Source organism: Fodinicola feengrottensis (assembly GCF_010993775.1).
GTDB lineage: Bacteria > Actinomycetota > Actinomycetes > Mycobacteriales > HKI-0501 > Fodinicola > Fodinicola feengrottensis.
Genome location: NZ_WOTO01000035.1, coordinates 40,796 through 53,238 on the forward strand (window position 1 = coordinate 40,796; position 12,443 = coordinate 53,238).

General features: G+C 59.1%; 15 protein-coding genes. 3 read left to right on the forward strand and 12 right to left on the reverse strand.

Annotated features, from left to right (window positions below; all coding sequences use genetic code 11):
- Positions 1–137: 137 nt before the first annotated feature.
- Positions 138–275, forward strand: a complete 138-nt coding sequence (locus GNX96_RS28850; RefSeq protein WP_163571007.1) for a hypothetical protein — start codon at positions 138–140, stop codon at positions 273–275.
- Positions 276–1,454: 1,179 nt separating this feature from the next.
- Here the strand turns inward: GNX96_RS28850 and GNX96_RS28855 are convergent.
- Complete coding sequence (locus tag GNX96_RS28855) at positions 1,455–1,640, reverse strand: helix-turn-helix domain-containing protein (RefSeq protein ID WP_163571008.1); 186 nt, start codon at positions 1,638–1,640, stop codon at positions 1,455–1,457.
- A gap of 119 nt (positions 1,641–1,759) precedes the next feature.
- Between GNX96_RS28855 and GNX96_RS28860 the strand changes: the two genes are divergently transcribed.
- Positions 1,760–1,942: a hypothetical protein gene (locus GNX96_RS28860; RefSeq protein WP_163571009.1), complete on the forward strand. Its 183-nt coding sequence runs from the start codon at positions 1,760–1,762 to the stop codon at positions 1,940–1,942.
- Between the two features lie 26 nt (positions 1,943–1,968).
- Positions 1,969–2,175 carry a hypothetical protein gene (locus GNX96_RS28865; protein WP_163571010.1) on the forward strand — a complete coding sequence of 69 codons (207 nt, stop codon included), beginning with the start codon at positions 1,969–1,971 and terminating at the stop codon, positions 2,173–2,175.
- 49 nt (positions 2,176–2,224) lie between these two features.
- Here GNX96_RS28865 and GNX96_RS28870 read toward each other — a convergent pair whose 3' ends face one another.
- The 11 genes from GNX96_RS28870 to GNX96_RS28920 form a co-directional block, all read right to left on the reverse strand.
- Positions 2,225–2,725 carry a hypothetical protein gene (locus GNX96_RS28870; RefSeq protein ID WP_163571012.1) on the reverse strand — a complete coding sequence of 167 codons (501 nt, stop codon included), beginning with the start codon at positions 2,723–2,725 and terminating at the stop codon, positions 2,225–2,227.
- Positions 2,722–2,997: a hypothetical protein gene (locus GNX96_RS28875; protein ID WP_163571013.1), complete on the reverse strand. Its 276-nt coding sequence runs from the start codon at positions 2,995–2,997 to the stop codon at positions 2,722–2,724. Before GNX96_RS28875 ends, GNX96_RS28870 begins: the two co-directional genes overlap by 4 nt.
- Positions 2,997–3,566, reverse strand: coding sequence for a deoxynucleotide monophosphate kinase family protein (locus GNX96_RS28880; protein ID WP_163571015.1), 570 nt, complete (start codon positions 3,564–3,566; stop codon positions 2,997–2,999). Before GNX96_RS28880 ends, GNX96_RS28875 begins: the two co-directional genes overlap by 1 nt.
- A 668-nt stretch (positions 3,567–4,234) precedes the next feature.
- Complete coding sequence (locus GNX96_RS28885) at positions 4,235–5,179, reverse strand: glycoside hydrolase family 25 protein (protein ID WP_163571017.1); 945 nt, start codon at positions 5,177–5,179, stop codon at positions 4,235–4,237.
- 128 nt (positions 5,180–5,307) lie between these two features.
- The gene (locus GNX96_RS28890) at positions 5,308–5,877 is read right to left on the reverse strand and encodes a hypothetical protein (RefSeq protein WP_279581745.1); all 570 of its coding nucleotides are present in this window, start codon (positions 5,875–5,877) and stop codon (positions 5,308–5,310) included.
- Entirely contained in the window at positions 5,877–6,311 is a 435-nt protein-coding gene (locus GNX96_RS55950) for a hypothetical protein (protein WP_279581746.1), read from the reverse strand. Before GNX96_RS55950 ends, GNX96_RS28890 begins: the two co-directional genes overlap by 1 nt.
- Positions 6,312–6,472: 161 nt before the next feature.
- Positions 6,473–7,009 (reverse strand): hypothetical protein, encoded by a 537-nt coding sequence (locus tag GNX96_RS28900; RefSeq protein ID WP_163571022.1) that lies wholly within the window; start codon positions 7,007–7,009, stop codon positions 6,473–6,475.
- 136 nt (positions 7,010–7,145) lie between these two features.
- Positions 7,146–9,164 carry a LamG domain-containing protein gene (locus tag GNX96_RS28905; RefSeq protein ID WP_163571024.1) on the reverse strand — a complete coding sequence of 673 codons (2,019 nt, stop codon included), beginning with the start codon at positions 9,162–9,164 and terminating at the stop codon, positions 7,146–7,148.
- A complete protein-coding gene (locus tag GNX96_RS28910) occupies positions 9,161–11,377 on the reverse strand; it encodes a phage tail protein (protein ID WP_163571026.1) in 2,217 nt (738 codons plus the stop codon). The genes GNX96_RS28905 and GNX96_RS28910 overlap by 4 nt, the downstream gene beginning before the upstream one ends.
- Before the next feature lie 173 nt (positions 11,378–11,550).
- Positions 11,551–11,985 (reverse strand): hypothetical protein, encoded by a 435-nt coding sequence (locus tag GNX96_RS28915; RefSeq protein WP_163571028.1) that lies wholly within the window; start codon positions 11,983–11,985, stop codon positions 11,551–11,553.
- Positions 11,986–12,001: 16 nt separating this feature from the next.
- A complete protein-coding gene (locus tag GNX96_RS28920) occupies positions 12,002–12,397 on the reverse strand; it encodes a hypothetical protein (protein ID WP_163571030.1) in 396 nt (131 codons plus the stop codon).
- Positions 12,398–12,443 lie beyond the last annotated feature (46 nt).

Sequence of the window (12,443 nt, forward strand, 5' to 3'; positions counted from 1 at the left end):
CGGGAAGCTGTCACCGCAGCTGGCCGGCCATGAGAAGGACTCTACCGGATCATTTTTGATCCGTCAAGGGTTGACAATGATCCGAGAACGGGTATTCTGATCTCAGGACGCAGCGCAGGACGACACAGGGAGTAAAAATGACCGCCACACAGCACACCGCGACCGACGAAGAGGTCCGCTGCGAGGTCACCAGCCGGACCGAGATCCGCGACCTGCCGGTGCTGGAAGATGGCAAGACCTACTGCGTGTCTTGCGGGCAGGACATCGAATGTTGATCCGGCCAATCAGGCGCTCCCGTAATATGGCGGGGCGCCAGCGATAGGGTGAACTATGCTGAACGATGCGGCTATCTGCGAGCTGTGCTTGCAGGCCGAGGGTGAACGATGTGCCGACCCGCTAGCGACCAGCGGGCCGGACACCGTGTACCGTAAGCTTTGCGATCAGTGCTACAACGCCTTAGAAGCCCCCTCTAGAGCGCGCTCTATCGACGCTCTACCGTGGCACAGCCACAAACATCTGCCGGGATTGGCTCGACCCCGAGGCGACGTGTCCGGGCGCGTCTACGACGGTTCGGGTAACGCGTATCGAATCGCCTTCGACGGCGAGGCCGTGACTGTCACATGTGCTACGGGTACGTGGACCCGCTTGTCCCTGCAACCCAACGCAACGCAGACAGCGCGCGAGATTGTACGCGACATTCAGGCATGCATGCGTTGTCGAGCTTCGGGAGGTGTAACTCGGCGCGTGCACGTGCTAACCTGCCGTGCATATGCACGTGCATCGGCACGTGCACGAGCCTGTAAGGGAGTCACGATGACCCTGCCGCTGCCCGCTCAAGTAGCGCTATGCGTTGACTGCTTCAAGCGTCCCGGAAGCTCCACGACCGGCCTCTGTCGCCTGTGCGCGTTGCGGGAGTCGAATCGGGACGTGGCTTCCGAGCTCGACAAGATGCGCGGCGACTCGCGTGGGTGACTGGATCGATCTAATTTACGTGGCTATGACGCTTGTGTTTCTGGCGTTCTGCGTGTGGCTGGCCTACGGTCATCCCGGTCTCTGAGTCGGAGGGGTGCTCAGAGGCCGGGGTCATAACCGGGCCAACGTCGGTCAGACATCGGCAGGCCGTGGTTGCCGTCGTTGTATTTTTCTTTCAGATAGCGCGTGTACTCGGCTACGCGACCCATGTCCGGCTGTAGCGGCGTGGCGGCAATGATCTCTATCCAGTTGTTTCTGTACGTTCGGCCACGTCATCCCGCGCGGCACGTCGTAGACCTTGCTGGCTGCCACCTCCCAATGCAGGCCGCGGGCCTCAGCGGTTTTCTGCAGCTGCCCCTGATACCAGCGTCCCCACCCGTCCGGGTCGTTCAGGTCTTTATTGGCGTCGTATCCGCGCCTCGCCATCCGAACGCCCCAGTACTCTCTCGCAACCTCCATTGTGCCGCCCGTGTCAGACATCGTTATCGCTCCCTCAGCTCGTCGACAACCGCGCGGCGGATCACCCAGCCAGCGCTACCCACCTGGCGGGCCGGTAAAAGCCCGTTGTTGATCATCCAGCGGACCGTACGATCGGGCTTGCCGAGCAGGGCCGCGGCCTCGGTGACCGTGACCATGTCCGGCAGCTCAGAATCGTCGGTTGCGGGCATGGGGTAAGCGTACGACGTGCTGCCAGATGCGGCAAGATTAGGTCTTGCCAGGTCCGGCAAGACGAGGTAATGTCGGACAGCAGCAAGCACGCAGGTTGACCGTCTAAGGAGTGGTTCAAATGCGAGACATCGAATCGGTCGAACAGCCGTCAGTCGATCACCACATCAACGCGGCCGGCGAAATCTTCTGTGGCGCCGTGTCGTACGATTTCAACCTCCCGTGGTGTGACGTGACCGCCACAACGTGCGTCGACTGCGGTGCCGATGTCCTCCCGCTGGTTAACTTTCTCGCGGCCTTCTGATACCCGATCCGACACAGGGAGCCGAGATGCCGGACACCGCGTACGATCCAGCGCACGCCGCGCTGCATGAGGCGGCGGAGTTGGAGCGACGACGCGACGAGGTCTACGCGTGCTGCGACGTTCTACGCGCCGCCGGACACGCGGAAGCCGCCAGCCTGCTGACGGATCGGGCCGCTCGACACACGGACGAGATCTGCCGGCTCACTGACGAGTACCTCCGCGGCTCGCGTTAAACGACAAAAGCCCCGCAACCCAATCAAGGGAAGCGGGGCTTTCGTGTGTTCATTTGTAGAGCGGCAGCGAGGCGAAATCGCCTGGTGTCACGTCTTGCGGGAGTCGGCCATCCTTGAAGATGATCACGCCGGCGCGGCGGTATGCCTCCGCAGCTAACTGCGAACAGATCATATGGCCCGCCGAGGCGATGTACGCGTCCAGTCGTTTACTTCGGACACCGAGCCGCCGGGCTGCCAACGCGAGGTACTCCAGGTAGCTGTACGGCGTGCCTGCAAGGCCTGGCAGCTCTGCCAGCACCGCGGCACGTTCGTTGTCCGTCACCGGAATGTCGACGTACGCGATCGGACCACGCATCGCGATCTCTGATGCGAGCGACTGGTACGACGCGCCACCGGGATAGGCGGCAAACACCTGATCGTCTTCCGCCAGAATCCAGGTATGCGTATATGTCCAGCCGTTTCCATTCAGGAACTCACCGATGCGGATCAAAAGGCCGACACGGCCTCGTATGATCGATAGCCCGATGGTGCCGGGCTTTGGAGTGGTCACGCGACCGGCGGAACGGCCACCGGCTCAGCCAGCTTCTCCACGGCATCTACCACCGGCACGGGAGCGTGCTTAGTGAACCAGCCTGCAGCGAACACTGCGGCATAGGTGACGCCCGCCAGTACAACGGCGGACAGGTCGCCCTGGATGGTCGCGGGCCACGCGGCAACGAGCGGAATGGAGTCGAGCGCGTACACAAGCACGGCAGCGACAGGCGCAACGATTCCGCCGGTAGCGGCGGCTACGAGAACCTTCGGGTCGGTCGGGTTGGACATCAGAGCGCCTCCACGGGCAGGGCAACTAGCCGGGAACGGATCCCGGTGATCAGGTCTATCGGAGTGCCGTTGTTGTACGTCGGGACGGCGCTGAACCGCTCCGTTAATGCGTCGGCCTCGCAGTCAGCAGGGTTGTCCTTGCGCTCCGCATCGCGGTACATGCGCCAGAACGCGAACCCGCGGGCGTCCAGCGTCGACGCTTCGGGCAGGAAACGGCAATCCGTCACGATAACCGGGCCGCCGGACATCGCGTCGAGACGAGCGGCCGCATGTTGTGCCCACACGTCGGCTCCAAACACGCCGCGAAGCGAGTCGCCGACTGCGTTTAAGAAATGCCGGACTTCCGGAACTTCGTCCTTGGCGCTCTCATAACCGAATGCGTCCAGCGCATCGCAGTAACGCGCTTCCAGCCCGTCTATCACGCCTACCATCGGGTTGAGTAATTTAGCTAACTCGCGCACCGGCTCATTCAGCTGGAATCGTTGGTAGCCGAATTCTTGGACCAGGAAATCAGCGACCGTATCCTTACCGCTTCTGCTGCGGCCGAGCAAGGCAATGTTGGGCAACATGCGAGACTCTCCAAAGGCAGGAAGCAGGAGGCAAGGAAAAGGCTCCCCGGCAATATGCAGCAGGGAGCCCTTCTGTGCACCAGTCTACTCGTCGCGGCAGCTGCCGGCTACCTAAAGTGGCGGGCGGCACATCGCTGTCAATATGTCGAAACAAAAACGCGTTTCTCTATAGACTGTTGGGGATTTTTTCCTCTAGGAACAACCTAGAAAGTAGTAGTAGATCGACATTCCGACAGGGTTGTGCGGTTGAAATATGTCGGCCGTCACCGACTCGCGTATTGACTTTGGATATTTGTGGCGACGGCCACCGCGCACCCTGTCAACCTGTCGAAAATCGACATGATCCCAGGTTGGTTTAGAAAAAACGTAGGGTATCGAATCGAGTCAGTAGCTTCATGCAACTCGACAGTTCGACAGCCGCGTAATCAGGCCAACACAAACAGCTACCGCAGTAAACCAATCAGGCCACCTACGGTACCCGCGAGAAGCCCGAGACAGCCACCGACAACAGCTAACCAGATCTGCCACCGGCGACCGGCTGTGGCTTCCAAATGCTTAAGGCGCGCTTCGTGATCGGTTTGCGTGCTAACGAGAGTGTCTAGTTTCTGGTCGAGTAAAACCAGCATCTCGTACAGTTCTTTGAAACCGGACGTAGCCATTAGGAAGACTCACGACACGTGTACCTGCCCCTGCAGTGTCGCCCACAGATTCGCCCAGTCCCCTGAGTCGCCGCCAGGCCGCACGCCGCCGTGACGAGCTCCCCAAGCGGACAGCGCGTTGAAATGCGCACGGCCGTATGTGTCGCCCGCGACGATCCCAAACTCGTTAGCCCACGTACCGGTTGAGTCCCACGGAATCGCGTTGAAGAGATCGTAAATGTAGTTCGCCCAGTCGCGGGTGATTCCGGTCTTGTCGTTTGCGCAGTGGTCTGCGGGTACCCGGCGCATGTCTGCGGTGGTTGGCTGAGTTGAGCTCGGGTACGGACGCTTCTCCAGAGCCAGTACGGGGGCACGACCCTGGACCCAGACCGTATTGTCGACGTTGTCCACCGCGCGCCAAGGCGAGCTCGGCAGCGGCCCGGATCCACCGATGGTCATCTCTGACAGCGGCGTGTAGGCAATATCAAGGTCGGGGTCACCTTGGTGCTGCCAGATGTCACAACTTACGCCGGGACCGCTAGCGCTGTACCTGGCGATCCACAGCCGTTGTCCGGCTTGGCGCCAGCCGCGGCCAGATTGCAGCTCGCCCTGATAGCGGGACAGGTCGACATACACGCCCGGCCAGTAGCCGGTGCGCGCGTGGTAGCGCTGACAGAACGCATTCAGGAAGCCGATGCCGAGTCCGTCAACCTCGTAATCCAGGAAGCCGGGCAGGTCGCCCTTGAGCGGAGCGCCGACTGACAGGAAGTTGTCGGCCTGCTGTGCGCCGTCGCCAGGCTGGGCGAAGTGATACGCGCCGAACACCTTACCCGCAGCGCGTGTCGCGTTGGCGCGAGCGGTAGCGCCAGGCGAGACATAGCTAGCGCCTTCGGTGTACTTACCGATCAGAAAATCGTAGGCGCCGTAGTTGACTCCGCTATCGTACGAAGAGATATCGCGGCCTTGAGCGGTCACGCGGACACCTCCGTACGTTTGTGAGCGGCTTCACGGTGTCTTCCGGCGGTGGAGTCAGCGGCTGCAGCTGGCTGGCGTCCGGAAGTACGGGGAGATCGGGCTGAGTCACGGGCGCCTCTCGTGGCGAGTTAGTTGCCTATACGAACAATCTCAATGAACGCGTTGTGGGGCATGTCTATTGTCGAACCCGATGATTGTGTCGGGAAGAGTTGTACGTAGTCGTTCGCGGCCATCTTGATATCCGTGGAACATCGTTCCGAACACGCTATAGCAAACTGCATGTTGGTTGTGGTAGCGGACTGTTCCATGTCGTAATCCACCAGCGTCGTGCCGTTTTGGCGAACCAGAATGCACCTGTAACCGGCCACACTCACCGAGCCGTCCCAGTCGCCGCCTGCACATACCTCGTAGGTTCCCGCAACAGGCGCGATAAGCCGATCGTACGGAGCGGAACCAGTCGTCATTGACCCTGTGTAGGTTGACGCGTAGGTCAGCGTGTCGAACGTTTGAACAGTTGAGACAGTTGTGTGCAGCGTTCCAACAGCTTGCGATGTACTCGGAGCGCCGATAATAGCGTTGTCTAGCCGAGCCGCCGGAATTCCGTACAGGGCCAAATATTGGTCACGCAGCTCCGCGTTTAACACTGCGGCAGTCAGCGCCTGTGCTGATGTCCACGTGACAGGCGTTCCTACCGTCATTAGGACACCTTCTTGATAGCGAACCAAATGTAGGGAGTTCCGAATAAATAAGTCAGCGTGTTTGATGAGTTCTGCGCTATGCCGGTCTGCAGCGTAGTTCCTGCAATCAGCGGCGTCGTGAAATCCACGTATGCGGTGCACGGTGCGCCATTGTTCCAGCGGCAGAAATCCCAAACCATAGCCTGCGGGTCGCCGTAGATTCCAGTGATGGCTGACCCTATCGAGCTGCCGCCTGTAATGAACGTACCGAATGCTTGGTATATGCCGAGATACCGAAACCCCGATGAAGCGGCCGCCAGGTACGCCCATGACATGCGGGCCCGGATCCGGTATGTGCCCGATATTTGGATTGTGAATCCGGACCCGGACGGGTCGGCCATCGTCGATCCGTCGTACGCATCGTCGTAGACCGCTGGCGTGTTCCACGCCAGCACCTGCGGCTGTGTCGACGACGCGATAGTGTTGGTCGTGGTGCGGGTAAATTTAGCGCGCGGTGGCTGGAATCCGGCCCGTAGCGCGGTCCGGACGTCGGTGTTGTTTTTGACTGCCGTCAGCTGATCGTTCGGTAGGTACGTCCCGGGAGTTATAGGGCTTGTCATGACCGCACCCACTCTGCCGCTAAGAACGTCGTGAACCCTGATGCCAACGTAGCCGCGGCTGAGCTGTTCTGGTTGACGACGTAATCCAACAGCCGATTACCGCTATCCTGTCCGGCGAACAGCTCTATTTGATCGCCCTGGATGAGGCGCACAAACACGGCACGGGCCCGCACCGGCTGGACTATAGCGGTACCGGAGGTAGTCAAGGGCGCATCCTGGTCCCACCCTGGGAACTGAACATCGGTAGGCGGACCACTCTGTCGGTCAGACAAAAACTGCCCTGAATGGTTGATGCCATAAGCGACGTTTCTTGTCCCCACGAACGGCGTTGCGTTGCCTGGGAAAATATTAGTGACATCCCAGAAATGGGCGGCCCGCAGCCGATACACCCCTGGAATGTTGCACATCAGGCTAGATCCGTACGCCATCTGCGAACCGTCGAACGCATAATCGTATGCGACGGCATCGAAAATGACGTTGCATAGCGTGACGGGCGAGGGGCGGATGTTGGAGAAATTAGCGTCGTTCCACATGGTGACCTTAGTTTTTTCACCAACATAGCCCTAGGACGCCCGAGAAGCCCGTTGCTTTGGTCTCTGGTCTCGGCGTTCCATTTGGTCGCCGTGATTTTGTCGTTTGTTGCCCACGTGACAGGAGAACCTACCGTCATCAGAATCCCAATCTAGCCGACGAGGTATCTAGTTCGTCCGATCCCGCAACGCCGACTGTGTACACCGTTGTCTGCGGGACATTAGGCACCACGGTGAACAGAACGACTTGTTTATCTATGGACCACGTTTCGGAAATACCTTCGACAGCCATGATCCCGAAAACATAGCCTGTCGTAAGATTCGTGAACTGCGTTTGGTCCAGCAGTTTTGCCGCAAGTACCGCGGCCCGAATTGACGGCTGGGTTAACAGATCCACAGTGATCTGTGGAATGCGAATCAGCGGGTTGGACTGCCCATTGATGATCCACCGAGAGGTTTCATCGCCGTTGGTCGGGGAGGCACTTACGGTAGTTACCGAGGCCTGATAGGTCCCATTAGCCGCTACCGAAGCGTTGTTAACTGCTCGCGAAGACGAGCCCGTACCGGTGGTGGTCGTGACGTCATTAATCAAACGCGAGTCGTCGAGAATAGGTACCACGTCACCGACACCTACGTTGCCGGACCCTGGCGAGGCGTCCAGCGTCAAGACGGGTGACGTGTAGCGATGTCCGCGGGAGTAGAACGTGGGCAGTCCTGAGGGGTCGATAAAGAATAGACCCTGTTCTGTCGTTTCCAACGCGTGAATCAGGTTTAGCGCCGTATCCGCTGATTGGTTAACCACCGGCGTGCCGCTGGCTTCCATTGCCGAGCTTGCGGACTGGTCCCCAAATCCCGCGTACTTAATGATTCGAACAGCTCGGTTGCGCAGGGACTCGCCGTAAAAGCCATTGCGGCCGGCTAAATGATGTTGCATCAAACGCGTCTGGCTCAGATTGGTCTGATAAAGCGCGACGTGGGCAACCGATCCGTCCAATAGAGCGCCACCAAACGCCGGCAGCCCCGCTATCTGCAGCTGAGATAGTGTCTTTACGGTGGCGGGGGGCTGAGAGAGGGGGACGAAGCTGCCGACGCATCCCATCATGTGCCCGTTTTGATAGAAGGCTGCCGACGCGGCCGTCGTACCTCCGTCGCTGACTACCGCGAAGTGATACCAAATGCCGGGTGTCAGATGGCCACCTAGGCCGCGGGCCTGTGTGGTGGACGTTCTGTCGCCGCATGCCAGATATGTCTGAGCGGTTCCGTAGTTGGTGTATGGGCCGCCTGACACGAATGGCGAAGGACCGTTGGGTCCCTGGTAGAATCCTCCGATTAGGTTCTGGCCGTCCACCATCATCGCGCCGGTATAGAACAGGCTCGCCCCGTCGTAGTTTGGATACGTCTCGCCGTAGTTTCCGTCTACGTTGATCTTCATCCACCATTCGAGGGTGTATGAGTGACCGTTGCCGATAGTCAACGGCGAGGTTAGGTTAGTCTGAAGATACTTCCCGAACGGGTTTGCGTATCCTTGCGAGTAGTCAGGGGTAAAGTTCGGAGCACTCTCGCCTGCGGCGGGCGGCCCTGTCGTTCCGCCTGGGTCTAATCCACCGCTCGGCCCGATCGAATACACTTGCAGGGGAGGCTGCAGGTTTCCGGATTGGTCCGCGAACCCCGTTGCGTCTTTGCCGTCGTCCATCGGGTAGTACGCTAGCGGACCATCCTGCAAAATCTCCTCGTGCAGAAACGATCTAATCTGCCGGAATCGCTGCATTCGATGCAGCACATCTGTCGCGGTTGCCGCTACCGTCTTGTACGAATTGGGACCTGAAACGTCAACCGTCCACGAATCTACCAGTCCGGTGAACCGCGGCGAGCTGATGCCTGCCCCAGCGTCTACTATCGTGAACCTGATCCACAGCGGAATCTTGATGTTCGGGTAATACGGTGATCCACTGTTCCCCGGCGTGAACCGACCATCGACGTTATCCAGAACACACGCAAACGTAGACGGCGTTACCGCGCTCTGTTCGTCAGCACGGCCGCGGGTGACCGTGCACTGCTGGTCCCACGCCACATAAGCAGAGATGTCTATCCAGCCGCTGGTCGGGGCGGCTGAATAGGTGGTTGAGGCGTTGATCTCAAGCTTAGGACCCAGGCTCACGCTAGACCTCCAGTGGCCTGCCCTGTGCGACGGTTGTACTTAACCAACGCGCGCACCAATACTTGGCTATCGAGATTGAAGTTAACCGGGATAGTCACGACCTCGCCGTTAGAGGAAGCGCCCGCCACGCCGAACCCGCCAGCCAGACCGCCAGCGCCAGAGGCACTTGCCGGCAGCGCGGCATCGGCCATCCGAGAGGCTGCGCCCACGATGAGGTGCATGTTGTCGTCGACGCCCTTGGCGATTCCAGCCGGCAGCCATTTACCGACTTTGTCCGCGGCTTCGGTAGACGGAGAATGGATACCTAGAGCGCTGGTCATGCTGTTAATGATGTTGCTGGCGAAGCTGCTTACTTGGTTCCACAGCCAACCGCCCATGCCGGCGATGCCGTTCCACAGTCCGATGACTATGTTGCGGCCGATATTCCCTACGCCGGACACTATTCGGTTGAATATGGCTAGGATGTTGTTCGGCAGGTTTACGATAGCGCTGACAACAAAGCTGACAGCCTGCCGGATACCGGTCGGCAAAGTCACCGTAAAGAACCGGATCACATCCAGGATGATGGACGCGACGCCCCTACTGAATCCTTGGAACAAATTCCATGCTAACTGAATTGGCGCCCAGAAAAACGCCATGCCGATCTTGATCCAACCAGGCAAAGTCACGGTGAAGAACGAACCGATGGCGGCACCAATAACCTGGATGTCTTTCCAGAACGCTTGGAAAGTGCCCGAGATTACCGGCCAAACAGCCGCCCACACGTCTTGGAACCAGTGGGTTTTGGTGGCTATAAGCACGATGATCGCTACCAGGGCGGCGATAGCAATAATGACGAGGCCGATGGGGTTAGCGTCCATGGCCGCGTCAAGCACCCATTGGATAGCCGCCCACGTGGCGGTGGCGGCCTTCACGACGCCCTGCCACACCACCTGAGCCGCTATCGCGACTTTCGAGGCCACCATCATCGCGGTGTTCTTCACCCACGCCAGCGAGTTCTCAGCGACCGTTACGGTCAACGATGCAACGGCGCTGGCCGCAGAGGCAATGTTGGAGCCCATCGTTACGAATCCAGAACCCATATTGGCAGGCAGCCGCGCGGCGAATCGGCCGATTGTTCCGCCGAGCTTGCCAATCTTGGTTGCGGCCTTATCTACGCCAGAGCCAATCTTTCCCACGATTCCGGACGAGATAATCTGCCCCGCAATCAGGACCGGCGGACCTGCGGCCGTTAACGCGGGGCCCCACCTGGCACCAACCTGGTTGAAGGTGTTTTCCACCTGGGTCCTGAACACTTTGAACTGTCCAGCGAGACCGACAACCGACGCTGAGGCCTGTCCTTGTGCAGCGTTGCCCAGCTTATTAAGGGCATCGGTACCCTTGCTGGCTGCCGCAGTGACTCCCGCTTGAGCGATGGATACGGCCTTGGCGGTTGTAGCCACCTTCGTCTGAGCCGCCGAAACCGCTTCGTGAGCGTTGCGCAGCGCGATTTGGTTTGCTATTGAGATTTTCTTTTTGCCGGCATCTACCGCTTCCAGGTCGGAAGTTTTTTGCTGTGCGGTACTGACCGACGTAATCGCCGCGGCATGTGCCTTGGTCGCGGACGCCAGCAGCTTGCCTGCGTTAGCGGTGGAAGCCACCTGGATACCGAACTCTTTGAGGATCTTGGTATTGCCGTTGTACGCCTTACCCACAAGATCCGCGGCAGCCACTAGGCTGATGTGCTTTTTGGCCGCTATATCAGACGCAATAGAGAGCGCATTCAAAGCCTTTTCAGGATTGTGCATGGCGAGTGTCAAGCTGCTCAAGGCGCCTTGAGTTTGGGCAGCGTCGTTGCCGAATTTGGCTTGAGTCGTGATTGCACTTTCGATCTTGGGTTCTAGTTCTTCCCAAGAACCGCCCATGTTTTCTATGGAGGTTTTGAGCTGCGCCTGAGCCTGGACGTCGGCGGCACTTGATGTCACCATCAACGCCCCAGCCGCAGTGACGGCACCGCCTACTGCCGTTATTACTGTGCCCGCCGAGCGGCCATGTTCCGCGAGGTGATCAAAGCCCTCGCCTAGAATATTAAGGCTCTCAGCTATGGGACCTAGGGCTCCGCCGAACGACGAGCCTAGCGTTTTGCTTAAGCCGCTAAACGCCTTGCCGATTTTGCCGGCGGTGTTGGAGGATGATGTACCTAGCCCCTCCACGGCCTTGGTGCCGTTGGACATGTCGCCAACGACTTTAACCTGCACAGTTCGCGACAGAACAGAAGGCATAACGCAAGCTCCCTAGCTTATGGGCTTATTCGCTTCGACGTATGCGTCTATGCCGTCTAGAAGGTGAAAGAAATCGATAATCCGCAACTTGTCGACCGCATCAGGCTGTACGTGACAGACGTGCGTTAGTCCGAAGAAGTACTCGGCTCGGAGGTCTCGGAGGCTTTTGTCCGCGCGCTTGTGGACGATGAAGCGTTCAGGTCGGGTTGGCCTTTTGGGTCATGGGAACACGCCGCATCGCCAATCAGGCCGTCGTCGTCGCACAGTCGGCAGCGTTCGATAAGCTCCGCCGTATATTGACGTTCCGCGGCGTTGATAGCGTTACTGAACGCGTTTACTTTGAAGTTGAGGTCTTGAATGTTGCATTGCTCGCCGTTCTGATTCTTCATCAGCCACATGAGTGCTTGCCACGCGTGCACGTCGACCTCTTGAATACCGTCGTTGAACGCCTTCAAGGTCATCCCCGTGCCGTACTGAATCGCGATGCCCTGCTTGACGTCAATATCTTCCGGGTCGAAGTCGTACGTTTTGCCTTCCCAGTCAACCTTGTATTGCGGCAAAGCGCTCTCCCTTGATCTACTTGAATCCTGCGTTGCGCATGACTGCGTCGATGACTTTGGCGACTTCTTCAGCAACCGCATCCGCATTGTCGTTAGCGGCTTTGGCCAGATATGGTTTCGCCGCTTGGTCAACCCAGACCTCAGATTGTCCGTACACCGGGTGCCTGAACACGGCGCCTTTGGTGCCCTCGAAGGCGGCCGCGTGTGGGGCAGCGTCGCCCCCGGCCCGGACGGTGACGGACTGCGCACCTCCGCTGACCTTTATCGACTGGGGAATTCGAGTCGACCAAGACGCGTTAGATGCCGCGGCGGCGGCCACGATCTGACCGGCGCTGCGAAGACCTTTAGCTAGTTCCTTTGGAGACGAGCCGACAGCCGTTTTAAGGTCCCTGGCTAAGTTGCGCAGATCCACGACCTGAGCGGACAGCGAGCCGTGGATGACAGTTCGCGGAGCCGCC